The organism is Citrobacter sp. Cpo148 (genome assembly GCF_030332375.1).
Taxonomy (GTDB): domain Bacteria; phylum Pseudomonadota; class Gammaproteobacteria; order Enterobacterales; family Enterobacteriaceae; genus Citrobacter; species Citrobacter portucalensis.
Window position 1 is genome coordinate 366,286 of sequence record NZ_JAOWHY010000043.1, and the last position, 24,531, is coordinate 390,816.

General features: G+C 50.9%; 22 protein-coding genes and 1 pseudogene. 8 read left to right on the plus strand and 15 right to left on the minus strand.

The genetic code is table 11. The features are described 5' to 3' along the window. Window positions 1–29 precede the first annotated feature (29 nt). Entirely contained in the window at window positions 30–788 is a 759-nt protein-coding gene (gene tam / locus OGY10_RS11715; RefSeq protein ID WP_057067518.1) for a trans-aconitate 2-methyltransferase, read from the minus strand. A 110-nt stretch (window positions 789–898) separates the two neighbouring features. Between tam and OGY10_RS11720 the strand changes: the two genes are divergently transcribed. Next, on the plus strand, window positions 899–1,420 hold the full coding sequence (locus tag OGY10_RS11720) for a GNAT family N-acetyltransferase (protein WP_079934021.1): 522 nt from the start codon (window positions 899–901) through the stop codon (window positions 1,418–1,420). 9 nt (window positions 1,421–1,429) lie between these two features. On the opposite strand, the gene OGY10_RS11725 is transcribed toward OGY10_RS11720, so the two are convergent. The 11 genes from OGY10_RS11725 to OGY10_RS11775 all read right to left on the minus strand — a co-directional run bounded on the left by OGY10_RS11725 (window position 1,430) and on the right by OGY10_RS11775 (window position 12,525). Further along, window positions 1,430–2,266 carry a DMT family transporter gene (locus OGY10_RS11725; RefSeq protein WP_079934022.1) on the minus strand — a complete coding sequence of 279 codons (837 nt, stop codon included), beginning with the start codon at window positions 2,264–2,266 and terminating at the stop codon, window positions 1,430–1,432. A gap of 52 nt (window positions 2,267–2,318) precedes the next feature. Then, a complete protein-coding gene (locus OGY10_RS11730) occupies window positions 2,319–2,696 on the minus strand; it encodes a hypothetical protein (RefSeq protein WP_048235393.1) in 378 nt (125 codons plus the stop codon). Window positions 2,697–2,719: 23 nt separating this feature from the next. Then, window positions 2,720–3,721 carry an HAD family hydrolase gene (locus OGY10_RS11735; RefSeq protein WP_079934023.1) on the minus strand — a complete coding sequence of 334 codons (1,002 nt, stop codon included), beginning with the start codon at window positions 3,719–3,721 and terminating at the stop codon, window positions 2,720–2,722. Continuing rightward, the gene (locus OGY10_RS11740) at window positions 3,718–4,731 is read right to left on the minus strand and encodes a BatD family protein (protein ID WP_079934024.1); all 1,014 of its coding nucleotides are present in this window, start codon (window positions 4,729–4,731) and stop codon (window positions 3,718–3,720) included. Before OGY10_RS11740 ends, OGY10_RS11735 begins: the two co-directional genes overlap by 4 nt. Beyond that, window positions 4,728–6,242: a vWA domain-containing protein gene (locus OGY10_RS11745; RefSeq protein WP_286576771.1), complete on the minus strand. Its 1,515-nt coding sequence runs from the start codon at window positions 6,240–6,242 to the stop codon at window positions 4,728–4,730. Before OGY10_RS11745 ends, OGY10_RS11740 begins: the two co-directional genes overlap by 4 nt. Further along, on the minus strand, window positions 6,239–7,216 hold the full coding sequence (locus tag OGY10_RS11750; RefSeq protein WP_079934026.1) for a VWA domain-containing protein: 978 nt from the start codon (window positions 7,214–7,216) through the stop codon (window positions 6,239–6,241). The genes OGY10_RS11745 and OGY10_RS11750 overlap by 4 nt, the downstream gene beginning before the upstream one ends. Further along, complete coding sequence (locus OGY10_RS11755) at window positions 7,209–7,649, minus strand: DUF4381 domain-containing protein (RefSeq protein WP_079934027.1); 441 nt, start codon at window positions 7,647–7,649, stop codon at window positions 7,209–7,211. Before OGY10_RS11755 ends, OGY10_RS11750 begins: the two co-directional genes overlap by 8 nt. Further along, the gene (locus OGY10_RS11760) at window positions 7,650–8,555 is read right to left on the minus strand and encodes a DUF58 domain-containing protein (protein WP_079934028.1); all 906 of its coding nucleotides are present in this window, start codon (window positions 8,553–8,555) and stop codon (window positions 7,650–7,652) included. After that, window positions 8,555–9,559 (minus strand): AAA family ATPase, encoded by a 1,005-nt coding sequence (locus OGY10_RS11765; RefSeq protein WP_079934029.1) that lies wholly within the window; start codon window positions 9,557–9,559, stop codon window positions 8,555–8,557. The genes OGY10_RS11760 and OGY10_RS11765 overlap by 1 nt, the downstream gene beginning before the upstream one ends. After that, window positions 9,556–10,851, minus strand: coding sequence for an anaerobic sulfatase maturase (locus tag OGY10_RS11770; protein WP_079934030.1), 1,296 nt, complete (start codon window positions 10,849–10,851; stop codon window positions 9,556–9,558). The genes OGY10_RS11765 and OGY10_RS11770 overlap by 4 nt, the downstream gene beginning before the upstream one ends. Window positions 10,852–10,932: 81 nt before the next feature. Further along, window positions 10,933–12,525: an arylsulfatase gene (locus OGY10_RS11775; protein ID WP_079934031.1), complete on the minus strand. Its 1,593-nt coding sequence runs from the start codon at window positions 12,523–12,525 to the stop codon at window positions 10,933–10,935. A 626-nt stretch (window positions 12,526–13,151) separates the two neighbouring features. Between OGY10_RS11775 and OGY10_RS11780 the strand changes: the two genes are divergently transcribed. The 6 genes from OGY10_RS11780 (at window position 13,152) to OGY10_RS11805 (ending at window position 20,373) form a co-directional block, all read left to right on the plus strand. Then, entirely contained in the window at window positions 13,152–14,765 is a 1,614-nt protein-coding gene (locus tag OGY10_RS11780; RefSeq protein WP_079934032.1) for a mechanosensitive ion channel family protein, read from the plus strand. Continuing rightward, entirely contained in the window at window positions 14,765–15,880 is a 1,116-nt protein-coding gene (locus OGY10_RS11785) for a BamA/TamA family outer membrane protein (RefSeq protein ID WP_071446452.1), read from the plus strand. The genes OGY10_RS11780 and OGY10_RS11785 overlap by 1 nt, the downstream gene beginning before the upstream one ends. A 28-nt stretch (window positions 15,881–15,908) precedes the next feature. Continuing rightward, a complete protein-coding gene (locus OGY10_RS11790) occupies window positions 15,909–16,847 on the plus strand; it encodes a hypothetical protein (protein WP_008784763.1) in 939 nt (312 codons plus the stop codon). Window positions 16,848–16,864: 17 nt separating this feature from the next. Next, window positions 16,865–17,977, plus strand: coding sequence for a BamA/TamA family outer membrane protein (locus tag OGY10_RS11795; protein ID WP_240500723.1), 1,113 nt, complete (start codon window positions 16,865–16,867; stop codon window positions 17,975–17,977). Further along, the gene (locus OGY10_RS11800; RefSeq protein WP_079934033.1) at window positions 17,978–19,093 is read left to right on the plus strand and encodes a DUF4056 domain-containing protein; all 1,116 of its coding nucleotides are present in this window, start codon (window positions 17,978–17,980) and stop codon (window positions 19,091–19,093) included. 92 nt (window positions 19,094–19,185) lie between these two features. Continuing rightward, window positions 19,186–20,373, plus strand: a complete 1,188-nt coding sequence (locus OGY10_RS11805; RefSeq protein WP_079934034.1) for an OmpP1/FadL family transporter — start codon at window positions 19,186–19,188, stop codon at window positions 20,371–20,373. Between the two features lie 297 nt (window positions 20,374–20,670). Here OGY10_RS11805 and OGY10_RS11810 read toward each other — a convergent pair. Beyond that, window positions 20,671–20,991: pseudogene (locus OGY10_RS11810) on the minus strand (GNAT family N-acetyltransferase); the annotation flags it as partial. Window positions 20,992–21,050: 59 nt separating this feature from the next. Beyond that, window positions 21,051–23,033 carry an alkyl/aryl-sulfatase gene (locus OGY10_RS11815; protein WP_286576772.1) on the minus strand — a complete coding sequence of 661 codons (1,983 nt, stop codon included), beginning with the start codon at window positions 23,031–23,033 and terminating at the stop codon, window positions 21,051–21,053. 254 nt (window positions 23,034–23,287) lie between these two features. Between OGY10_RS11815 and OGY10_RS11820 the strand changes: the two genes are divergently transcribed. Further along, window positions 23,288–23,674, plus strand: a complete 387-nt coding sequence (locus OGY10_RS11820; RefSeq protein WP_286576774.1) for a KPN_03583 family lipoprotein — start codon at window positions 23,288–23,290, stop codon at window positions 23,672–23,674. A 116-nt stretch (window positions 23,675–23,790) separates the two neighbouring features. Here OGY10_RS11820 and OGY10_RS11825 read toward each other — a convergent pair whose 3' ends face one another. Then, window positions 23,791–24,420 (minus strand): winged helix-turn-helix transcriptional regulator, encoded by a 630-nt coding sequence (locus OGY10_RS11825; RefSeq protein ID WP_003832974.1) that lies wholly within the window; start codon window positions 24,418–24,420, stop codon window positions 23,791–23,793. Between the last annotated feature and the right edge of the window lie 111 nt (window positions 24,421–24,531).

A 24,531-nucleotide genomic window follows, 5' to 3' on the forward strand; every position in this document is an offset into this window, starting at 1 on the left:
TGTCCTGTGATCTGTCTGATGATAAACGCTTAACTATTGCGTCTGGCAACAATAAACAACCGCGGAAATGCCAGCAAAATATTGCCGTTTTCCTGCAACGGATATTGATCCTGAAGCAGTTCATGGTAGCGAGCCAGGTAATGACGCTGCTCGCTTTCGCTCAAATCCTGCAACCAGGGGCGTAGTCCCGTTGAGCTTACCCAGTCGATAATCGCCTGATGCGAATCCATAATGTGATAATACGTTGTACGCCAGATATCCACATCACAACCCGCTTCGGTCAAAATATCATAGTAGGCGTGAACGCCAGGAAGCGGAGCACGCCCTCGGTCGGGGTAATCTTGTTCATAAGCCACTTCGCGCATCAGTACATGCGTGGGCTCCAGCCAGTTATCCGGCATTTGCACGGCCAGAACGCCGTTGTGACTCAGTTGTGAGACCAAATGTGGGAATAATTCATAGTGATCGGGCACCCACTGTAACGACGCATTTGCATAAAGCAGATCCACGGGATGCTCGGGCTTAAACTGGCTAATATCCGCTTCGATAAAATGGCAGTCAGGTAATGCGTTGCGCGCTTCATTCAACATAGCAGGTGAAGAATCGACACCTGTTGTCTTTGCCGTGGGCCAGCGCTGATGCAGCAATGCCGTACTGTTTCCCGGACCACAACCAAGATCAACAACTGAGCGGACATTTTCTAACGCCACACGGCTGAGTAATTCTGCTGCGGGTCTTGAACGTTCAGTTGCATATTGCAGATAAAGCGAAGGGTTCCAGTCGGCCATGTATAAATCTCCAGTATGAGAGGAAAAGTCGGAAAAGGACGGTATAAGACCTTGCCGATGAGCCACTTATTTTAGAAGATTATATGAAAATGAATGATAAGGGCAGGAATATGCTGGAAACATCAAGGTTGATATTACGACAGTGGGAGGCTAAAGACCGAGCCCCTTTTTCTGTACTCAATGCCGATTCTGACGTGATGCGTTATTTCCCCGCGCCGCTACAGAAAGCTGAAAGCGATAACCTGGCCGATAGATTTAGTGAAGGTATTGCAGAACGCGGCTGGGGATTTTGGGCCGTAGAGCTAAAAGAAACACACCAGTTTGTGGGCTGTGTGGGGTTGCATCCACAACCTGATAAATTTCATTTTTCACCCTGTACCGAAATTGGCTGGCGCCTTGCTAAAGCATACTGGCACCAGGGTCTGGCGTTAGAAGCCGCGCAAGCGAGTCTTGCATTTGCTTTTGACGTACTGGCGCTAAATGAAGTCGTTTCATTTACTTCTGTGCTGAATAAACCGTCAGAGAATCTGATGATACGACTTGGTATGAATAAAACAGAAGAGTTTACGCATCCCGCGTTGCCGCCAGATCATCGATTGGCACAACATGTTCTGTATCGTCTTTGCCGATAATTAATCAGTCTATTTTGCTCCTTTTCTCATATCAGAGAAAATAACTAAGCCAATTCCAGCCAAAATAATGACGCTTGCGAGAAGGATTCTGACGGTGAGCGTTTCGCCCAAAAATATGATCCCACCGAGAGTGGCCAGACAAGGTACGCTGAGTTGAATAGTACTGGCCGTTGTGGACCTGAGTAAGGGGAGCAATGAATACCACAGCAGATATGCACCTCCCGATGTAATTGCACCAGAAAGCACGCCCAGAACTAATCCATATATATCGATATGAAGATGAGAATGGAAGAACAGAGGAATAATCAATGCGACCGGGATTGACAGGATGAAATTCCCCCCGGTAGAAGCAGCAGCATCCGTGATTTTTTTCCCTGTGATACTGTAGAACGCCCAGGCTAACCCAGCAATAACCATCATTATTGCAGCATACAAGGAAGGGCGTTCTGCACCAGGAAGCAGCAATATGGCTATTCCAGCCAATGCTCCGAGTATTCCTGTTATTTTTAAAATTACGAGCTTTTCTCCCTGAGCTATCCCCCATACTGTCATGACGAGCTGAACGGTACCAAAGAGCAGCAGGGCACCAGCGCCGGTGCTGAGAGAAACATAGGCAATGGAGAATGAAAAAACATAGATGCAAAGGAGCAGGGCATTTAACCACTTGAACTCAAATTTTCTGCTGTCAGATGTTATCGCAATAAATAAAAAAAGGGCAATTGCGCCACTTATCAACCGGAGGCTGCTGAATGAAATAGCATCAGCATGCATCCCCTTCAACGCGAGTCGGCAAAGTACGGAGTTGCCGGCAAATGCGACCATTGCGATGATGATTCTGATGAGCAAGATAACGTCCTTTAGTCGATACGATAATTAGCACAAGATGCAGGTGTTGTCTTTAAAAACAGGTGTGTTGATTAACATAATTGCCAACATCAACGACTCTATTCGTGTTGGGATCGACATTAAGAACGACAAAACGCATTTGCGGGCAGAACAGCTCTGCACTTTTCTTGCTGCATTCAGTTTGTAGCCATCGATGCTCACCCTGTTCGGTTACAACCGTGTTCACGTTTCCGTATTCGCTGCACACAAAACCTTTTTCAGTTGCTCTTTGCCTTGCTCCCTCCAGGCTCAGACCAATAACATTCAGCTCATCGACCTCTTTGGCATGTGTGCTGTCGGAAACACGGGTTAATGTGCAGCTCGACAGCGTAGAGGTAGAAAGTAGTAATAATATGATACGTAAGAAGATGTTATCGTCTTTTAGGAACATGGACTGATGCCTTAAACTGATCGTTATGGTGATGATTTCACGACGCACTGCGCCGGGTCAAATACGGTCTTCCAGTCCTGTTTCATATCAACCACGGTCCAGCCATGCGATTTCGCCTGCGTTAATCCATCAACAAGTTTTCCGCTTGCGGGGGGGTGACTATCATAGGCGTATTCACGTGCGGCATCGGTATGATGGACCAGCAGTCCGAAGGTTTTCGCGTCCGGATTGGCGGCCGTGTACTGCAGCATGGCGAGATCGCCATCGCTATTGCCAAATGCGCCCACGGGGCGCTGCCCCATAAACAGGTGGATCGCCACGGGCTTGTTCGCCGCGTCATCATTGAAGGCTCCCGACATCGTCTTGGTGATTGTTGTCCCATCTCCGGATAACGCGAATTCGCCGAGCGCGAACGATCCGATCACCTGTTCTGGCGGAATACCATACATTTTTTGCGAGAGCACGCGCATGAAATCTATCCCGCCGCCGGAAACAATCCAGGTTTTAAAGCCATTCTCTCGTAGATAATCCAGCAACTGACGCATAGGTTGATATCCCATCTGGTCATACTGGCAGCCAAAACGTGGGTCTTTATGCGTTGAAACCCAGTTGGTAACGCGCTGAGTAAAGTCCTCCGTTGTCATGCCACTGTGCGTGAGCGATAGCAGGTGCATAAGCCCTTTTTCTCCTGAACCGACGACGCTTTTGAGGTCGTCTTTCAATACGGCCTGCACCAGCGGATCGTTCGACCAATTGGGATTTTCTGGGGCAAGACGTTTAATCTCGTCCAGCGCGAACTGGATCTGAAACGTCATCGGCGCTTCCGGCCACAGTGTGCCGTCATTATCAAATACGACGTAGCGTTTATCAGTGGGAATAAACGTTGGACGATCGGGGTTGGTGGCATTTTGTACCCATTCTTCAATAGCGTGTTTGGCTGCCGTGTCATTCCATGCGGAGAGGGGCTCAGCCGCGGCGGTGCTGCAAAGGCCGCATAAAGCCAGTGTAATTAACGTATGCTTCATTGTGAGTTCCTGTTATCTGGGGTTTGTCCCGGTAACGAAATCGGCTGCCAGAATCGGCACCAGCGGTGAGATAAATAACGCGCGCTACGCAGCAATGTGCGGCGGAAAATAAACATAAGAACGAGTAAAGCGAGGCTGCCCGTCAGCAGCAGCACGGTCGACCATGTGAAGGTGTCGCGGCTGCCTTTTAACACAGATTCTGCCCCAGCGGTGCGTGAAGCGGCAACGGTATATTTACTGCCGGGCAGTTCAGCGATTTGCCATTGCTGATGGGTTGTATCCCACCAACGTAATTTAATCGGCGGTAGTGTGATTTCTCCTGCATCAACCAGTAAATAGCGGAGTGTTTCCACGCGTTCAGCGCCTGTAATGTCACCGCGCCCCGACGTCAGCATACGGTTTTCTGGTGTCAATCGTTGGGTGTGCGTGCCGTTTATAGCATACAGCAGCTGTGGGATCTGAGCGGGCATCACATCGGTAGCATTGGCTGTGACGACGCGTTCGATTACGTCACCGGCGCGCAGCGTTTTATCTTCACCACTGCGGTAAATATTGACCTTCTGGCTGAGCGAAAAGCTGGAAGCGGGCAGAAAACGGTCCGGTTGTTGGACACCTGTCGGCCAGCTAACCGCCGTTTCCAGTGCAGGCAGTTTGACCGTAACGGGTGCTTGCCCGGATGCGGTTAATGTCATTTCGAAAGCCGGTAAATCCAGCTTACCCTGATCCCATGCAGTGATTTGGCGTTCCATGCGCACGCCGCTCCAGCTTGTACCGCCATCGTGACGGGTCAGCAATTGATTCGGTGACGTGCTGGTTAGAATATCGCCATTTTCTACTGGGAAATCGGGCCACTGCGGCGGCGGGTTAAACCAGGAATCTGTCCAGAACGTTACCGCTACCCGCACCGGCTGGCCAGGGACAACGTGTTCTGGGGCGATCAATTCGCGGGAGACCGTCATTGCCGCCTGGCAGGGAAGTACCGCCAGCAGTAATAACCAGATAAGCTTCATTGGTCTTCTCCTGGCTGGGTTCGGTAGAGGCTTTCTAACAGCCCAGAAGGTGAAACCGCCAGATTTTCATACCACTGATTCACCTGTGGATTCCCTCCGGCAATGGGCTGAATATCCTTTTGTTCTGCCCCCTGGTGGGGCTTCAGGTCGTGCTTAATTTCATCGGGTTTATAATCTTCTTCTTCTCCCTGAGCCGATTTATTTTCGCGCTCCTTTTGTCGCAGTTGCATAATGATTGCGGCGATTTTTGCGCGGTTACCCTGCGCCAGCTTCCAGTCCGGGCGCAGGCTTAACGCCCGATCGTAGCTGTTCAACGCCTGTTGCCACTGCTTTTGCTGGGCGTAGCTATTGCCTGTCCAGAGCAGTGCTTCCGGGGTTTGTTCCGCCTGTCGGAACGCGGCGGTAGCGGCGGGATAATTTCCCGCCCGATACCATGCGATACCTTGCCGGAGTGGATCGTTAAAATGCTGGGCCGCGCGGGCGTAATCCCCTTTGGAGAACGCACGCTGCCCCTGCACATCGGGGCTTATCCAGGCATCCAGCCAGGCGGCGTGGCCGGAAGGCTGCCAGAGCAGCAGCGGCGCGACCAACACCCAGCAAAAGAGCTGGCGTCGCCAGATTAACAGCAGGGCAAGTATTGGGAGCGTTAGCATCCAGCCATCGTTCCGCCAGTGTAAATCGCTGCGGGCATTGTTTTGCGCGGTGACGCTTTGCTGGATGTGGCTCTGTACCACGGGCAGGTCGTCATCATCGGCGGTCACCAGCGTGACCGGAATTCCGTCGTCGCGCACCTGCTCGAAGCGCGAAACGTTCAACCGTGTATCCGTACCACTGGCGGCATATTTCTCGGGCAGCGCGCCCCCTTGCGCGGTTCCGGGCACCCAGATTTGTAGCGGCGTCTTTTGTTCGCCAAGCCATCTGGCGTCTTCTGCGCTTAAGGTATCGGCCACCAGGATAATGCTGCGCGGCGCGGCGGGCATATTACGCATTGCCAGCGAGACCGCATGTTGTAATCCAGAACCTTCGCCAGACGGTAATAGTGCAGGCGTTTGCGCATGCAGGAACAGCGAGTAAAAGGCCGTATCGACGGTAAGTGGAGTGGTAAGCCAGGCCCCGGCGTTATAGACCACCAGGCCAAAGCGTGTTCCCGGCATGCGTTCCATCAGCGAAATAATTTTGGTCTGCATCCGCTGATGTCTGCTGGGAGGCAGGTCGCTGGCAAGCATCGCGGTATCCTGCTGCAAAATCACCATCACGTTGCTTTCTGGCGTCAGGGCGGCAGGAAGCTGACGCTGCCAGCTTGGGCCTGCGAGCGCGATAACACCAAGCATCACCAGCCACGGCAGCGCCCGACTAAGTTTACGTTGTCGCCCGACGATCAGCGCGTTTGCCAGCGACTTATCCATAATGCGTGACCAGGCGCTACGCCCGGCAGAGGGTAACCACCACAGCGCGATGGCAGGAATCAACAGCAGCAAACGCCAGGGGTATAAAAAGTGAAAATCACTCATGCCATTCTCTCCCTGAGCGCGCGATAAATATTAAAAGCCAGCAATAAAACCAGTGCGGCAGCGAGAGGCCAGGCAAACAACGGTATTCGCCATGACCAGCCAATACTCTTCACCTGCACCGGCGTGATGGCGTCAATTTCTTGCCAGACCGCATCCAGCGACGCACCGCTGTTCTGCGCCGTCCATGCGCGCCCGCCGGTGGTATGGGCGATATCCTGCAAAAGACCTAAATCCACCTTGTCATCGCCGCTGCTGTTGACGTCGCCAAAAGCGATGGTGTGGACCTGTACGTGATGGCTGGCCGCCAGCTGTGCGGCAAGGCGAGGTGTCAACTGCGAAGCTGTGTCGTTACCGTCGGTCAGAAGAATGGCCAATTTGCTGGCTTCATTATCACCGCTGGAATCTAACAGTTTCACCGTCACGCCCAACGCGTCGCCAATCGCCGTCTGTTGCCCCGCCATGCCTGGCGCAAGCTGATTGATACGGGTTTCCAGCGCCTGTTTATCCTCACTGACGGGCGCAAATGGCCAGGCGCTGTTAGCAAAGATCACCAGACCGATACGATCTGATTTGCGGGCGGCCACGAATTTTTTAACCGATTCCTGCACCGCCTGTAGCCGGGTAATGCCCCCCGCAACATCGTTTTTTTCCATTGATCCAGAAACGTCCAGAATCAGCATGATGTTGCGCATTGGTTTTTCAATATGTTGTGGCGGAGTCAGCAATTCCGGGCGGGCAAGCGCGCAGACCAGCAGCGCCCAGACCAGCCAGAACAGCCCGGTCGATAACTTTCTGCTGTGGGCAGGCTGGCTATTGAGCTGGAGTTCATTGATCAGCCCGGGCAAAAAAGGGACCCGAACATACTCTTTAAGTGAGCGCTCTTTGGCCATCACAAAGTGGCCTACCAACGGTAGGATAAGTAGCAGCCAGGCCCATGGCCAGGCGAACGCCAGGCGTGAGAAGTATTCAGACATGGGGTAGTCCTTCAAGCCAGGTGCGAAGCTGCACACGCAGCCGCGCGGTATCGGCATCACTCAACTGGTTGTCTGGTTGACAGTATCGTTCGCAAAGACGTTGGCGCAGCGCATTATCCAGTGGGACGGACGGGAGCCATTGGGCAGGGTCCAGCGCACCGCTAACCTGTTCACGCGGCTGATGCACCAGCAAAATACGTTTCATCAGCAGCAGCCAGCTGTCCACCGTTTGCGGTTGAGTGAGGGCAGTCAGGGCCTGACGACGCCACAGATTGCGGCGCCATCTGGCGACGCGAAAGATGAGAAAAACCAGTATCACGAGAAGCACGACGCCGCCCAGAGCGAACCATCCCGGCGGCAGGGGAAACCATGACGGTGAATCGGGGAGAACCGGTTCCGCCAGTTCGGGTACCGTAAATCCTTTCTCCAGCATCTAAACCCCTTTTTGTAGCTGTCTGAGCAGATCCCCGGCGACAACAATCTGCTTCACCTGGACGCCAAGCCGCGTGAGGCGCGACGCCTGCGCCGAAAGCCGCGCTGTAATACTCTGTTTGATGCCGTCCTGTAGTGTAGGCGAGAGTGAAAATGCCGCCTCTTGCCCTTCATAACGGGCCGCCAGCCGCCCGTGAGCAGGCAGGCGCAAATGCAGGTCGTCGAGCATCACGAACGCGCTCACTTCTCCCCGACGGCGCAGGGCCGCCAGCAGTGCATCGCATTCACTATCCATATCGTGAAAGTCGCTGATTAACGCGACCCAGCAGCCGTTTGGAATCAACGGCAGGCTGTGGCGCAGGATGGCTGCCAGCGTGAGCGGATGGGGGGCTTCATGCGGATAGTTGTCCGCCACGGCGTGGTTGTACTGCACTAAATCGTCGAGAAATGCAGGGAGTGAAGCGTTTGGCGCACGGCATTTGCGCAGGGAAAAGTCCTGGTCACCAAAGACGATACCGCCTAAACGATCGCCGTCATGCCAGCTGCGCCAGGCCAGCAGCCCGGCGGTTTTAGCCGCAGCGACGGATTTTGTCTGCACGCGCGTCGAAAAAAACATATCCCGCCGCTGGTCGACCAACAAGAACACGGGACGTTCTTTCTCTTCGTTATACAGGCGAATCCACGGCGTACGCATGCGCGCGGTGGCCTGCCAGTCAATCAGCCGGACGTCGTCGCCGGGCTGATAGCGACGTAGGCTGTCAAAGTTCAGCCCGCGACCTTGCTGTCGTGATGTGCGCTCTCCGCCAAGTGCGCCTGGTGGGATCTGCCCTGGCGGATTGGCAATGGCTCGCGCATCGCCAGCGAGCTTCAGCAGCGTATCGCGGTCAACGCGAACGGCACTGTTCATCACGCTACCACGGCATCAAGGAGCATCCGTACGGCATCATCCGGCGTGCAGTTGTCGGCGCTGGCCTGGTAGCTGAGCATCAGGCGGTGGCGCAACACGGCCGGGGCTATCTTTTTAATGTCTTCTGGCAGCACCGCATCCCGACCTTCCAGCCAGGCCTGCGCGCGACCGCAGCGCTCCAGCGCCAGAGTGCCGCGGGGACTAATGCCAAAGGTCAGGTACCCGGCCAGCGTATCGCTCACCGACTGCGGATGGCGGCTTAAGTCCACCAGATTGACGATATAGTTTTCGACAGTAGAGGAAACATGAACGGCGGAAATAGCCTGCCAACATTCGGCAATTTCTTGTTGGCTAAGCATCAGCGCATCGGGTTGTTCAGGTGCGGCCGGTGTGACGTTCGTCAATTGTTGGTACTTTTGCTGCTGTTCTCTCCGCACCAGTTGCATCACTTTCTGTTCGTTTTCTTTAGACGGGTAATGCACCAGCACCTTCATCAAAAAACGGTCCAGTTGGGCTTCCGGCAGCGGCCAGGTTCCTTCCTGATCCACCGGGTTTTGCGTGGCAAGGACCATAAAAACACCGGGCAGAGGCCAACTGTTGCCCGCCACCGTTACGTGACGTTCTTCCATGGCTTCCAGCAGAGCGGACTGCACGCGCGCCGAGGCGCGGTTAATTTCATCGGCGAGAATGATATTGCCGAACACCGGGCCAGGGCGGAAGCGGAACTGATCCTCTTCGCGGGAAGCGTTTTGCTGATAGATTTCGCTGCCGGTGATGTCTGAAGGCAGAAGGTCCGGCGTGAACTGAATACGGCGGTAATCCCCCTCAACGTGGCGCGCAAGCTCACGCACAGCGCGAGTTTTCGCCAGACCCGGTAGGCCTTCCAGCAGAACGTGTCCATCACAAAGCAGGGCGATGATCAGCATGCGCACCAGCTCTTCCTGACCGAGAACCTGCTCGTTCATGCGTTGTTCAAGCTGTAATAATTTTTCTCGATTTATCATCGGCGTAGCCCTGCAAAATCACGTTTAAGTAAGGTTGTGATGCCCACCAGAATCGGCTCGGCATAGTTAAAAAAGGCTTTAATGCCCGGGCAAAGGTAGTTCAACCCCAGCTCGCCGTCCGGTGTGCGGACAATGCGGTTTTTCGGGCATTCGCCCCAGCACAGCTTCAGATAAGGGCAGGTTTTGCAGTAGTTGGGTAGCGTGTCGCGTTTGCCCATGCCGAAGGCTTTTTGCCGTTCGGAAAAAGCCAGGTGTGAAAGCTGGGCATGTTCAATATTGCCGATCTGGTACTCGGGATAGACGTAGTGATCGCAGGAAAAAATATCGCCGTTTTTCTCGATCGCCAGCCCTTTACCGCAGAACTCTGAATGGGTACAGATTTGAGCAGGCATTCCCATCGTCTGCGCGACCGCCGTTTCGAACAGATTGACCTGTACGCGGCCCAGATCGTTATTAACCCACTCTTCAAACACGGCGATCAGAAATGTGCCCCAGTCCTCCGGGTCAACTGACCAGTCGGTGACGATCGAATCGAGATCGCCAGGGCGCGCGCGGCGGCTACCGGTCAGCGGGATGCTTTCGTCCTGCCAGAACTGTGGTGCGGTTTGCTTGAAATCGACCGGTTCGACGCACGGGTTAAACTGTACGTAGGTTGCGCCCAGTTCACGGGTGACGAAGCGGTATACTTCCAACGGAAAGCGGGCATTGGTGCGGTTTACCGTGACCAGGGCGTTAAATGGGACGCCGTGACGCTTGAGGGCCTCAACGCCCGCCATCACTTTGTCGAATGTCGGTTTGCCGCTACGGGTAACGCGATAGCGGTCATGCAGTTCTCGTGGGCCATCAATGGATAGCCCCACCAGAAATTGATGTTCTTTAAGAAATTCAGCCCATTTGTCGTTCAACAACACGCCATTAGTTTGTAAATCGTTCTCGACGCGCTGGCCGGGCTTCTGGTACTGCTTCTGAAATTTGACTACTTTCTGGAAGAATTCCAGCCCCATCAATGTGGGTTCGCCACCTTGCCAGGAAAAGACCACCTGGTCGCCGTCCTGGCCATCAATGTATTGACGAATGAAATTCTCTAGCACTTCATCGCTCATGCCAGTATGTCTGTCCTGATGCAGCAGCTCTTCTTTGTGCAGGTAAAAACAGTAGGAACAGTCAAGGTTACAGGTCGAGCCGGTGGGCTTGGCCATCACATGAAAGCGGCGCTTGTATTCTGGCCCTTTGCCGTCATATTTTTCCGCCGACGGAAGCGCTTTAACCGGTAGTGTGGTGCTGTACTTCATATAGCAGACCCCTAACAAGAAAACGTCACTACTCTTCAAAAAACGGGCAGGCTGTCTGAACAGCCTGCCCGGAGGCTTAGGTTATTTATTGATATTAGAGCCTTGTTCCAGCATTGCCGAAGCGTCGGAAATGGTGAACGAACCCGGTTTCTGACGCGGTGGGAACTCTTTGAAGGTTTCCAGCATCTCTTTCGCGTATTTCTGCGCGCCGCCCATCAGGAACAGACGGTCGTAGAACCAGGAGTTGTAGCCCATACCGTCGCTGCCTTTCTCCAGCGGATCGACTTCAAGGTCAAAGATCAGTGGCGTACGCAACTTGGTGAATGGGTATTTCCACAGATCAAGACCGGTATGCTCCTGAATCATAAAGTGAACTTTCCAACGCTCGTAGCGCATAGCCAGCAGATCGCCGTCATCGCTCCAGTAGAAGAACTCTTTACGTTGATTCGGGCCCTTGCCCTGGAGGTAGTCGAGCTGGTTGTAGCCATCCAGGTGCACCTTGTAGGTAATGGACGGCGTTTTGTAGCCTTTTAACAGCTCGTTTTTAATGTTCGGATCGCCCGCAGCCGCAACCAGGGTAGGGAACCAGTCGTTACTGCCGAAAATGCCGTCAACGATGGTGCCTGGCTTAACGTGGCCCGGCCAACGAATCATCGCAGGTACGCGGAAACCACCTTCCCAACCGGTGTTCTTCTCGCCGCGGAAAGGCGTTTCGCCTGCATCCGGCCAGGTTGCTGTCATCGGGCCGTTATCGGTGGTATAGACGAGGATCGTATTGTCTTCGATGCCGAGATCTTTAATCTTCTGCAGCACTTCACCAATCATCTTGTCATGTTCCACCATGCCGTCGGCGTAGGTTCCAAGGCCCGTAGCACCAATGCTCCCGTCTTTCAGGTGCGTTTTGTTATGCATACGGGTGGTATTGAACCAGGTGAAGAATGGCTTACCGGCTTTAACCTGACGTTCCATGAAGTCGTTGTTGGCCGCGAGCGTTTCTTCGTCCACGGTTTTCATACGCTGGACGGTAAGCGGACCGGTATCTTCAATCTTGCCATCGGCGGTGCTCTTAATGACGCCACGTGGGCCAAACTCTTTGCGGAAGGCCGGATCTTTCGGGTAGTCCGGGTTCTCCGGTTCTTCTTCGGCGTTCAGGTGGTAAAGGTTACCCATGAACTCATCGAATCCGTGCGCGGTTGGCAGGAATTCATCGCGATCACCGAGGTGGTTTTTACCAAACTGGCCAGTAGCGTAGCCCAGTTGCTTCAGGATGTTCGCAATGGTCGGATCTTCTTTTTGCAGACCCTGCGGCGCACCCGGCATCCCCACCTTACTCATCCCGGTACGGAACGGCATTTGTCCGGTAATGAATGAAGAACGGCCAGCGGTCGAGCTTTGCTCAGCGTAGTAGGAGGTGAACTTGGCACCTTCGGCAGCGATGCTGTCGATATTTGGGGTTTTATATCCCATGGTGCCCTGATTGTAGGTACTCAGGTTCCAGTAGCCGATGTCATCGCCAAATATAACGACAATATTTGGTTTAGATGAGTCTTGCTTTGGCGCATTTTCCGGTGCGGTAGATGTCGCCGGTGCAGCATGAACAGTGGACACAGCGCCAGCTGCTAACGTTAGCACACTGGCAATCATCGTCCTTCTAAAAGGGACACTTTTATGCATGGTGGGGAACTCCGTTCATTAGGAAAGCCTTTTGAGTATAGACACGAAAAAAATCCTCCAAATTTTTTCTAATGGAGGTTAATTACTTTCACAAGATAACTATTCGAGAATTCCTGCAAAAATATGAATAATGCAGGGCATATCTTTCGCATCGTGATTAATTTAATGCAGCTTAATTAAGGCGGAGGGGTTATTCCATCTGGAAGTTATTTAATAATAAATTATGGAAGAAGTTATGATTATTGGATTTCAACATAATGCTGAATCGATGCAACACATACTGACAGTTAATTTCATGCACCAGGGCGCGATGCAAACCACGCGGATACATAGCTGCCAAATGCTCTATTCAGGTCAAAGAGGAGCTATTTCTTTACGAATGGATACGCTGACTGACCCCGTAGGGAAACGTTATTTACCTTTTTATCAGAGGGGATAATCGAACGCTTATATTTAGTGATGAGGAAAAGAACCTTTGAAAAGCAATATCATCTTTCACATGAAATGAAGATCTCTTTATCACTAACATTGCGTAAGTGAAAGGCTGGTCTATGCTAAAAAAAGCAATCAAATTTGCGTTGGCTTTTTGAATAATAACGATAATTCTCGTGTTTTCGGTGGCGAATATGAACAGGATTGTGATCGCTTTTTTAATGTGCTTTCTTTCCTCTTTGGTTGTTAACACATATGCGGCGGAACCTCGTCAGGAGCCCACCGAAAAGGAACGCGCGCGAACGGTTTATATTTTTCATCAACCGATTGTCATGCTCCAGGCGAAATTCGGCCTTACCACGCCAGAAGAACGGGTGCTGCGCATCCGCAATACGCTACGAAATTTCACTGAAGCCGATGTTCGCGAACCGCTACAGGTTGTGTCGGTCACGCGTTATAACCAGCCGGGAAGGCTTATCGTGATGAACGGTAAACCGGTGATGTTGCTGACACAAGGCGATCTCGACGAAGGAGACGATCTTACGCTCGACCAGGCGGCTCAGCGCGTACTGGCACGCATGGAGGCGCAGCGGTCTGCATTGAGCGATCAGTATAACAGCGGCTGGCTGGCGCTGTCGGCGGTGAAAACGGTGGCTGGTCTGGTGGGACTGGTGCTGTTTTGGTTCGGTGCATACCGTTCCTGGCGTTGGGTCAGACGCGTTTATCGTCGTCGCATTTTTGAGAACAAAAGCTGGATCCCCCAGAGTTGGCGGCGTTTTATCGGCGCTATCGAGACACGCCTGTACGCACTGTTGATGATCCTGCTGGGTATCGTTGCACTTTACGTTTGGCTGAGTTGGGTCTTTAGCCTGTTTCCCTGGACGCGCGTCTGGGGAGAGTCCCTTGGTTACTGGTCTGTACGCGTAGTGCGTGATATTGCATTGTCGATTGTCTCAGCGTTACCTGGCTTGATGATCGTCCTGATCATTTTTCTCATCACTGCGTTCATACTGAAGCTGCTTAAGGTGGTTCTCAACCAGGTGGAGGCAGGGCGTTTGCAGTTGCCTGGAATTCACCCTGAAACCGTGGGCGCAACCCGGAAGTTGATCTCTGTGGTGGTGTGGCTCTTTGCGCTATCTGCAGCCTATCCCTTTTTGCCCGGTGCCAATTCACTGGCGTTTAAAGGTATCAGCGTTTTCTTTGGCCTGATGCTCACGCTGGGGTCGGCCGGGGTGATGAACCACGCAATGAGCGGACTGGTTTTGATCTATTCGCGCGCGCTGCGCAAAGGCGACATGATTCGGGTAGCGGACAACGAGGGGTTGGTAAGCGAAATTGGTATGCTCGCGACCAAAATTATTACTCGTGAAAATTACGTGGTCACAGTGCCAAATGCGGTAGTGGTTAGTGGAAAAATTACTAACCTTAGCGCGCAAAGCACCAACGGCGGCGTCAACCTGACGGTCGGCGTTACCATTGGCTACGACACGCCCTGGCGCCAGGTCCACGCAATGCTGGAGTTGGCAGCCAAGCGGGCCAAAGGAATCGATCTTTCACAGCCGCCGTTGGTGCGTCAGCTGAGTCTGATGGACTGGTATATTTCCTATGAATTGCAGGTGCGCCTGCTGCCGGATGTATCTCTGGCAGATGCCCGTAATGAACTGCATAGCAATATTCAGGACGTCTTCAACGAATTTAACGTGCAGATTATGTCTCCGAATTTTGTGCTACAGCCAGAAAACAGCGTGATGGTGGCCAAAGAGAATTGGTATACCGCACCCGCAACACCGCCAGAAGGCGGGAAATAATGCGTTGGCTTTTTCTGCTAATTCCTCTGCTGTGCTGGCGCGCTATGGCGACAGGGCTTATTGATCCTGAAGACGGCATGGTGGACATGAGCCGTTATTTACAAGAAAACCCGTACGGTTTTCTACCTATTCCGCTGGTTATTACCGAACCGGCCGTTGGTTATGGCGGCGGCCTGTTCGGTCTGTTTCTGCATGGCAAGGGACGACAGGTTGATGGGCAGTTTATTCCCCCGGCCATGAGCGCGTTTGGCGGTGGCGGAACGCAAAACGGTACCTGGTTTGTAGGAGGGGGGCATCGCCACACCTGGCAGGATGACCACATTCGCTATCTGGTTGCAGGAGGCTATGCCGATGTCAATCTGGATATATATTCCGGTGACGTATTGGGCTTTGGCAATAACCGGGCCGTGGAAACCGAAACTCGCGGTTATGGCGGTATGCAAAAACTTCTCTTTCGCGCAGGGGATTCTCCCGTTTTTCTGGGAGCATCACAGTTCTGGGCAAAGATGGATATCTCCGCCCGCAATAATCCGCTCGTCAACCAGGTATGGCGGCAGCTATTGGGTGAAAGCAGCATCACCTCTGCATTGGGGCTGGTAGCGGAATACGACACAACTGATAACTTCTTTTGGCCCGGACGCGGGCTTTCTCTTAGCGGCGAGTATCAATTCTACGGTCACTATCTTGGGGGCGACTATCGCTACGACCTGCTGACGCTCGAAGGCAAGTTTTTCCTGCCACTGAACGCCGACTGGACGCTTTCTCTTGCAGGGGACTATCAAACCCTGTCGCAGCAGGATAAACATCTGCCACCAATGGCGCGCCCTTATATCGAACTTCGTGGTATCTCTCGCTATCGCTACCAGGGGGATGACGTGAGTACCGTTCAGACGCAGTTAGCCTGGCAAATGTCGTCGCGTTGGATTGTTTTGGGTTTTGTCGGTGCTGGAAGTGCGGCAGACAGTACATCAGAGCTTTACCGTAGCGCAGAAGTGGCCTGGGGCAGCGGTATTCGATATTTGATTGCGCGCGAATACGGACTGCGTACCGGTGTAGATGTCGCTTTTAGCGATAACGAACAAGCAGTTTATTTTAATGTTGGCTCTGGCCTGTAGGGATGAGCGGAATGAATGAGGACAAATAATGAAATGGTTCCACGCGGTTGTTCCGTTGCTGTGGGTTTCCGGCGTGGCCAGCGCAGCTGAAACTGATGCCAGCACGTTTCCGATTTGGGGCGAGGAGGCCAGGGCGCGGGGATATGCCATTCCGCTACCGTTTGGCATCAACCTGAGCTATATGAACATGCGGCAAAATATTGATGTCGATAGCATCAGTTTTTCCGGACTGGCGCTTGGCAATCACCCGATTCCTGTCGATATGTTCAATATTGATGCCGGCCATACGCGTGAACAGAGCAAAACTGAAAACCTACGTCTGGACATGTGGGTCTTCCCGTTTTTGAACATTTACGGGCTGGTAGGGCACACACGCGGATCGTCGGTCTCGAATGTTTCAGTAGATGCAGACCCTTCGCGCTACACCGGTGTTGACCGCATTATCGCATCATCTGTGCATCAGCTTTATCAGAGCGGTGAGCTACAGGATATTGATTTTGTTCTCGATTTTAAAGGCACAACATGGGGAACCGGTATTACTTTGGCAGGAGGATACGAAAACTGGTTTGCCCTGGTGGATACCAACTATACCCGTACTGATTTTGACATTCTGGATGGCAAAATTTCAGCCCTTACCGTGTCTCCCCGTGTTGGGTATCGCTTTAAATTTCAGGGGCCGGTGGGCGAATCGCATCTGAGCGTCTGGGTGGGGAGTATGTACCAGAACGTGCAGCAGGAGTTCAGGGGTAGCCTCTCCGATCTGCATATGCCCGCTGAGCTTCAGCCACTGATCCAGGCCGTAAACCAGGATGGCAACGGGCGATTTGATGTTAAACAGAATCTGACCTCTCCGTGGAACATGCTGCTGGGGACTCAGTTTGAAATGACACCACAATTTAACGTCCTGACGGAGTTTGGATTTAACGAACGCAATAGCTTCTTTATTGCCGGTGAATATCGCTTCTGATGAACGGTTATCGCGTCATGTTGACATCGCTATTGGCTCTGACGACCTGGTCTGCGGAGGCGTTAACATTGGATCAACCCTCAATTGACGCTTTCCTCGGGAAGCTGGGTGCGGATAACCAGTACGATCCGGCAAAAGGGGTGAACTGGAGCGTGTTGCCGGGGCCATTTTACACTCCAGAGCTGAAGCTGGGTCTTGGCATGGCGGTGGCGGGGATCTACCGGGTGGATGCGGCAGATAAAACAACTCAGAACTCTTCTGTTTCCTTGACGGGTTATGTCAGTGCCAGCGGGGCGTTGGGAATGGGGATCAGCAGTTATACCTTTTTTACCGACGACCGTTGGCGATTGTTTGTGGACGGCTCAGTGAACAAAGTGCCAACGGGTTTTTGGGGCATTGGCTACGACGCAGCCCAGGGTAATGAACAGGATTACACCAACAACTCCGTGAGTTTGCATCCTGTATTGATGCGAGAAATCGCTGAACGCGTTTATCTCGGCGCGGGTTGGGATTTTTCTTCTATGCAGGCGGACGTTGACGATCCGCATCAGGGGGACGTGTTCAGCCTAAATAATGCGCAGACATCGCCGTTATCGTCTGGACCCAGTGTAAGTCTGAGTTACGACACGCGTGACGTTGTCACGCGGCCACAGCATGGACACTATTTTAAGCTGGAGTACACCTGGTTTGATCCGTCTTTTGGTTCAGATACTCATTTTACGGCAGCACAGATTCAGTACGATCGTTACCTTTTACTTGATGACAGGACTGTGCTGGCGTTCGATTTATGGGGACGTTTCACTCGTGGAGACGTGCCGTGGGATCGTTTATCAATGGCCGGAGACGACCGCCGTCTGCGGGGGTATTACCAGGGGCGTTATCGGGATAAGGATGTGGTAAGTGGGCAGGTGGAATATCGAAAAAAACTCAACTGGCGACATGGTTACGTGTTGTGGTTGGGCGCAGGAGCTTTAGGCAGAAACATTGACGATATGGGACATCATCCGATCTTACCTAATGCGGGTGTCGGTTATCGCTTTGAAGTGAAGCCCGCCATGAATATCCGCCTGGATTTAGGTTTTGGGAGAGAGAGTGCAGGATTCTATTTTCAAATTGCGGAGGCATTCTGAATGGCTAAAGGATTTCTGTTTTTACTGCTGGTAGCCGGATTTGCCTGCGCGGAAGTTCCTGGCCTCACTCTTAAACAAGCGCATAAGGCATATCCCGTTGTCGGCCATTTAGCACCGCCGGAGTCACTACGCCCATGCTGCGCGTTTGGCTATGATCTTCATGTCAGGGCGATAGGTGTGCCGATCCCTGTCTACCAGATTGGCAATGTATTAACGTTAGATTCACTGGGGCGTCATCACTATAACGATAGTGCGTTGGGGGCCGTGAAAAATATCGTTGGACTGAGTGAGGAAAAAAACGGACTGCTTTATACCCACCGTGGGGGTTTTATCGACATAGCGCACGTTCGCGATACGGCGGATAACACCTTTTACCTCTTTTCTCGTATTTATCCAAAACTTGGTCAACAGTGGCGTTTTTTTTACAGCGAAGAATTGGGCGTCAGACGGATACAGCTACACGGTTTCACACCTCCTGCAGCAATGGCGCAGCGTTACACATTGGCCGCCTGGTTGGCGGGGAATCTGGCCTTTGAACTGGCTCAATGGCACGAAATTGCACAGTGGTATGGATTCGAGTCTGTTCCCGGTTTTTCTGAGCAGATTTCTGCATTTTCCCCGGAAGATCTCTATTCAAATCTACTGGGTGCTCGTATCGCCATCAACGTGATTTTACAGGGCAGGGTGGAATCCATTGCGGCCTACAACGCGGCGGTGGATCGCGAACTGCAGCGGGTTTTACTGCAACTTGGCGTCGCAACCCGGACTGAAACTGAGCGTAAGTTTCGCGAATTGGACGGTGACTGGTGGAACAGTAAACGTAGGGTTCCAGATAAATTTCTGGTGTTAAAGCGTAACTATAATCTTGAGCATAACCGGTTACCAACCCCAGTTTCGTACGAGAACGCCACGCCACTGCAACTGACTTTTCCCGCCGTGATCGAAGGATATCGGCTTGCGCGCCTGGGCGAGTTACAAATTTACCCGGGCACTTCCATGCAATCGCTTCCGCGACCGAAAACTTATTACGCACCAGATAGTTTTCAGTCCCTGGCTGACACAGCGAGTGAAGCAGACAAAATCCAGCTCGAACGTATGCACAAGTCGCGCTTTTAATCCGGTGCTTTTGCCTGACAATTTAAATGCTGCGAGCTACGCTTTTACAGACGCTAACTACTTCAATAATGAAGAAATTCTGCAGGTGGCCTATGAAAAAATTGACCTTGATTTATCTTAGTCTTTTTTGCTCGCCGTTAGCACAAGCTAGCGCACTCTATTTTTATGAAATAGGCACCGAAGATACGGCTTTGGCAGGGGCGGGGCAGGCAGCACGTGCGCAGGATGCCTCCACCATCGTGACTAACCCCGCAGGAATGACGCGACTTCCGGATCATATGTTCACCGGTGGATTACAGGCAATGGATGGTGATGTGTCCTACACCCTTGAAGACGAGACGGGGCGTAAAAGCCCCGGTGACATCATGCGCTTCTTTCCAAATGCCAGCGCATTCTATGCCCAGAAGGTGAATGACGATCTTTATGCTGGTATTGGGCTATACGGGAATTACGGTCTGGGGATCGATTTTGGCAATTGGTCCGGCGACCGGCTGATTAAGAAAAGCACCATGGTTGCGATGACGCTCAGTCCATCGCTGGCTTATAAGCTTAGTGACAGGGTTTCCGTTGGGGGCTCTGTTAACGTCAATTACGGTTTTCTGTCACTCACTCGAAATGTTGATGGCAACGATGAAAAAGAAAAGGATCATGACTGGGCGATGAGCTATCGTCTGGGATTATTAATGGAACTGACCGATCAAACCCGGGCCGGTATCTCCTGGACCAGCAAAACTGAGTACGATTTTGATATTGACGGCAAAGCGCGTTTCCCGAACTTACCGAACGTGGAATACGATTTGCCTATTTCTGCGCAGGTACGTGCTCCACAGCAGATTATGTTAAGTCTGGTTCATGACATTAATAAACAGTGGTCAGTGATGGGCGATCTTGGCTGGCAGGACTGGAGTCAGTTCGGCGCGCCGCAAATAACGGTGGTCGGGCAAGAAGTTGATAAGTCCAGTCGTCTTAAGGATTCGTGGCATACGGCTTTAGGTGTGCAATTTCGACCTACGGAACAATGGCGTTTGAATGCGGGCGTAGCTTTTGATAGTACGGTCTATAATTCGCAAAGCGATGTGGCGCTGACGTTGCCGACCGGTGATGAATGGCGATTTGCTACCGGAGCGCAATATCAAATTACACCACAAAGCAATATCGGTGCTGCCGTGTCGTATCTGCATATGCAGTCGTCCCACGTACAGTCACCATCAATTTATCAGGGGAGTTACGATAATCCGTATCTGTGGTTTGCCAGTGTGAACTACAGTTATCAGTTCTAATGTTCAGTGAAGTGAGAGTCGCGGTGGAATTGTAGAAGACATAAAACAGCTATTTGCATAACCAGCTGTAGTCGAGAGCCATCATCCAGAACTGTTAGCGCTGTTGAGGCAACTGCGCTTGAAAGGGTTTTGAGGCGTCATTATTGAGCAGCACAAGGATGACCATAAAACATCAGATTCAGCCTTTATCTACGTTAGTGCGCATAATGTATATTATGTTAAATGCAAATTGATACGTACTCAGTTAAGTCCCCATGTGGCCCACGTTTGGCCATTGACCTCCTCTGCTCATTACAATCATGAAAGCCTGAGAAACAGAGTTCGTTCCTGCAGTTGAGATGCTTTGAATCCGTGGTGAAGATAAAAACGTTTAGCTTCGTCTGTGAGCGCATGCACCATAACGGCACGCACGCCAATATTTTCTGCCACTTTGTAACACCGCAGTACCGCATCGTGAAGCAGATCGGCCCCTAACCCTTTTCCACGAACAGAAAGATCTACGGCCAATTTGGCAAGGATAATTACGGGGATTGGATCTGGCATGTTACGCCGAAGATTGCCTGTTGCTTCTGTGTGGTTGACGCTACCAGTGGCCAGTGAATAAAAACCAGCGACTTTTAAGCAACAATAAAAAACCCGCCAGTGCTGGCGGGTTATGGCATGGTTTGTCTCTACAGTTAAGGAGTTACCATGTTAAACCAGAAATCAAAGCTATCTAAATACCCGAGGAACTCATCAAGCTTGGCATGATTGCCGTAAATTTGTACATCACCCTTCTCTTCTGCCTGTTTCAGCGATTCTTCCTTGAGAATAATTTTGTTCAACGTTGCACGGTTAAGCGTAATGGAGGCATCAGCTTTGCTGGCCTGTGCATCAGCGCTATGGTTAAGAACACCGTTTTCCAGTTCCAGTTTGTATTTACCGCCGTCAGCACCTAAATCGACGTTGAAGACTGCCTGCGCATTTGCCGCTTTTTCTCCGTTAATATGTACCGCGAGATAATCAAAGAACATCTCAGGTGACATGGCTTTAACGGTATCCGGGCTGGCGGTATTTGGCGTCGCACCTTTTACCACACCGTTGCGTAATTCTTGTGCACCCGTCAGATAAAAATTACGCCATGGACCGGACTCAGCCTGGTAACCCATTTGTTCAAGGGCATCGGCTTCCAGATTACGGGCTTCTTTATTGCTCGGATCAGCAAAAACGATATTGTTAGTGACTTGCGCCACCCAACGGTAATTGCCCTGGGCGTAATCCGTTTTCGCTTTTTGCATGATTGCATCAGCGCCGCCCATATAATCGACATATTTCTTCGCGGCATCAACGGGCGGTAATTCATTCAGTGTTGCCGGATTACCGTTGAACCAGCCGAGGTAAAAGACATACGTTGCTTTCACATCATGGCTGACAGAACCATAGTATCCACGGCTGGCCCATGATTTTTCCAGACCAGACGGCAGTTTGAAGTTAGCAGCGATTTCGTCACGGGTCAGCCCCTGGTTAGCCATGCGCAGCGTCTGATCGTTGATGTAACGGTACATATCACGCTGACTTTTCATTAACTTCACCACATTTTCATTACCCCAGGTCGGCCAGTGATGCTGAGCAATAATAATGTTTGCCTTTCCACCCCAGCGGCCAATAACGTCATTGATATATTTTGACCATGCCAGCGGATCGCGGATCTTCGCGCCACGTAATGAATAAGTGTTATGCAGCGTATGGGTGACATCCTCTGCAGCTTCGATCATTCCTTTCTCTTCTACATACCACAGCATTTCAGAAGGTGCTTCCGATCCCGGCGCCATCATGAAGTCATAGGTTAGACCGTCGATAACTTCTTTCTGCCCGGTGTGGGTAATATAGTTAGTGGGTTCAATCAGCGTCACCGTACCGGCGGAGGTTGTCGTCCCCAGACCCGCACCGACCTGACCTTTTGCATCCGGCTTCAACAGATTGCCATACATGTAACTGGCTCGGCGACTCATGGCGTTACCTGCCATAATATTTTCAGATACAGCTTCCTTCATAAAACCAGCCGGTGCATATACCTTCACTTTACCGGATTTCACATCCGCTTCATCAATCACGCCGCGGACGCCACCGTAGTGATCAACATGGCTGTGTGTATAAATGACGGCAACAACGGGTCTTTTACCGCGATTCTTATAATAAAGGTCCATTCCCACTTTCGCGGTTTCTGCCGATACCAACGGATCAATGACCGTAATACCCTCTTTCCCTTCCATAATTGTCATATTCGAGAGATCAAGATTACGGATTTGATACACGCCATCGGTGACCTGGAACAAGCCGCCAATATTGATCAACTGCGACTGACGCCACAGGCTTGGATTAACCGTGTCGGGGGCTTTTTCGCCCTCTTTGATAAAGGCATATTGCTGAGGGTCCCAGACAACATTTCCCTGCTTCCCTTTAATCAATTCACTGGGAAGCGGAGCAATAAAACCTTTATGAGCGTTCATAAAATCGGTTTTATCAGTGAATGGCAATTGACCATATAAGACGTCATTCGCACTTTTGGTCTGAGCAGTCGCATCTTTTGCCCCTTCCTGTGCCAATACAGGTAGTGATATTAATGATGTTGAACACACGCCAGCTAAAGTCAGATAACTTACTAGTTTATTAAGTTTCATAAATCCTCGCTAATAATATATTATCAAGAAGAAAGAAACCCTGCTGCTCTGATTGTTGAGAAGCTTCCTTAATACTGTATTTATCAGGTTTCTATGATCTAATGCTCGTAGGCTAACATGGTCTTATGAAACAATGTAATACAATGACATTTATTTTTAAATTTCCTTTTGTTTTTATTTAAACAAAATAGCTGTAGACACCTGACTGTATAAAAAGATAATGGCTGGTATCCATTGTCTTTAGAACACTATATATGCGCACTCTCTATCTACTTCTCATCACTGGGATACTTTCTGGCTGTAATACTTCTCCCCCAGAGAAAGTTGTTAAGATCAATAAAATGGTGATCCCTGTTGTTCAGGCACAACCCGAGTCAAAACCTAGTAGTGACTCGGCATCCCTGTCCTTATATCAGGATAATAAACAGCAAATTGAAAACATCGTGATTTCGTTAAAAAATGAATATCTTCATGAGGTTAAGCCAAGAGAGATGTTTGACGTTCATAGCCAGGCATACCAGATTTATGCTTCTTTAACCAAGCTCGAACAAATGCAGCAAATGAACAATTTTTATTATAAGGGGCATAATCAAACAGGACTGTTAAGCATTAATCAGTCCGTGAACTCTCTTATTGAATAACAAGAAATCCTCCTCAGAGAATGATGAGGAGGATTTTTTACGATTGATATATAGCATGCCACTACAATAGAATATTAAAGTTAGATAATCGATTTGTAACTTGTTTGTGGGTTTATTTAAAATCGCTCAGGCAATTTATTGATGGAAGTAAGATACCCTCCGCGTTCAAAATCAATATACCCTCCTTTTTTTAACGCAGATACAACATTTAAAACACTGCTGCGCGATAAGTGGGTCCGATCCTGAATATAATCCAAAATAGAGACTCGCGTGCGCGTCTCTTCCGGCAACAAAATCATCTCTTCGAGGTGGTTACGTATCACTGAATAAGTACGCTGCTGTACGACTAAATCATCACGATAAAAGAGATAGCCCGTATGATATGAAAGCACTGCCGCCGCATCTTCCCACAAGCCTTGTTGATGAAAGAGTTCTCGTGCTTTATCGGCATCGACGCGTAATAAGGTTGACTCAGCTTCAGCGCGCAATAAATGGCCGTGTACCGGTTGGATCATTTCGGCAATACCGAACAGATGGGGTTCATAGACGGTCACGATTAACAGACCATCAGAAGAGCGTAAAATGGACAGCTCCCCCTGCAAAAAAAGGTAGAGTTGCGGCTTATTCTTGTATTTCCACATAATACGCCGCCGCGGCACAACCTTCATCTTTTCTGCAATCGGTTCAAGTGCTTGCATTAAACGTTGTATGCTTTGTTCTGGGCGTACCGGAGGTGAAATTTGCATAATCAAACCTGTATTATTTAGATTGAAAACAATATGCTTTTACCTATATTCCATGAAGGTAGTACAGATTCATATTAAAACCATAAATTGCTCAATAATAAAAGTACAAAT

What these genes read in the sequence shown, in the direction of transcription:
- tam (WP_057067518.1), bottom strand. Translation starts at nt 788, where the DNA reads ATGGCCGACTGGAACCCTTCGCTTTATCTGCAATATGCAACTGAACGT.
- OGY10_RS11720 (WP_079934021.1), top strand. Translation starts at nt 899, where the DNA reads ATGCTGGAAACATCAAGGTTGATATTACGACAGTGGGAGGCTAAAGAC.
- OGY10_RS11730 (WP_048235393.1), bottom strand. Translation starts at nt 2,696, where the DNA reads ATGTTCCTAAAAGACGATAACATCTTCTTACGTATCATATTATTACTA.
- OGY10_RS11735 (WP_079934023.1), bottom strand. Translation starts at nt 3,721, where the DNA reads ATGAAGCATACGTTAATTACACTGGCTTTATGCGGCCTTTGCAGCACC.
- OGY10_RS11740 (WP_079934024.1), bottom strand. Translation starts at nt 4,731, where the DNA reads ATGAAGCTTATCTGGTTATTACTGCTGGCGGTACTTCCCTGCCAGGCG.
- OGY10_RS11745 (WP_286576771.1), bottom strand. Translation starts at nt 6,242, where the DNA reads ATGAGTGATTTTCACTTTTTATACCCCTGGCGTTTGCTGCTGTTGATT.
- OGY10_RS11750 (WP_079934026.1), bottom strand. Translation starts at nt 7,216, where the DNA reads ATGTCTGAATACTTCTCACGCCTGGCGTTCGCCTGGCCATGGGCCTGG.
- OGY10_RS11755 (WP_079934027.1), bottom strand. Translation starts at nt 7,649, where the DNA reads ATGCTGGAGAAAGGATTTACGGTACCCGAACTGGCGGAACCGGTTCTC.
- OGY10_RS11760 (WP_079934028.1), bottom strand. Translation starts at nt 8,555, where the DNA reads ATGAACAGTGCCGTTCGCGTTGACCGCGATACGCTGCTGAAGCTCGCT.
- OGY10_RS11765 (WP_079934029.1), bottom strand. Translation starts at nt 9,559, where the DNA reads ATGATAAATCGAGAAAAATTATTACAGCTTGAACAACGCATGAACGAG.
- OGY10_RS11770 (WP_079934030.1), bottom strand. Translation starts at nt 10,851, where the DNA reads ATGAAGTACAGCACCACACTACCGGTTAAAGCGCTTCCGTCGGCGGAA.
- OGY10_RS11775 (WP_079934031.1), bottom strand. Translation starts at nt 12,525, where the DNA reads ATGCATAAAAGTGTCCCTTTTAGAAGGACGATGATTGCCAGTGTGCTA.
- OGY10_RS11780 (WP_079934032.1), top strand. Translation starts at nt 13,152, where the DNA reads ATGAACAGGATTGTGATCGCTTTTTTAATGTGCTTTCTTTCCTCTTTG.
- OGY10_RS11785 (WP_071446452.1), top strand. Translation starts at nt 14,765, where the DNA reads ATGCGTTGGCTTTTTCTGCTAATTCCTCTGCTGTGCTGGCGCGCTATG.
- OGY10_RS11790 (WP_008784763.1), top strand. Translation starts at nt 15,909, where the DNA reads ATGAAATGGTTCCACGCGGTTGTTCCGTTGCTGTGGGTTTCCGGCGTG.
- OGY10_RS11795 (WP_240500723.1), top strand. Translation starts at nt 16,865, where the DNA reads ATGTTGACATCGCTATTGGCTCTGACGACCTGGTCTGCGGAGGCGTTA.
- OGY10_RS11800 (WP_079934033.1), top strand. Translation starts at nt 17,978, where the DNA reads ATGGCTAAAGGATTTCTGTTTTTACTGCTGGTAGCCGGATTTGCCTGC.
- OGY10_RS11805 (WP_079934034.1), top strand. Translation starts at nt 19,186, where the DNA reads ATGAAAAAATTGACCTTGATTTATCTTAGTCTTTTTTGCTCGCCGTTA.
- OGY10_RS11815 (WP_286576772.1), bottom strand. Translation starts at nt 23,033, where the DNA reads ATGAAACTTAATAAACTAGTAAGTTATCTGACTTTAGCTGGCGTGTGT.
- OGY10_RS11820 (WP_286576774.1), top strand. Translation starts at nt 23,288, where the DNA reads ATGCGCACTCTCTATCTACTTCTCATCACTGGGATACTTTCTGGCTGT.
- OGY10_RS11825 (WP_003832974.1), bottom strand. Translation starts at nt 24,420, where the DNA reads ATGCAAATTTCACCTCCGGTACGCCCAGAACAAAGCATACAACGTTTA.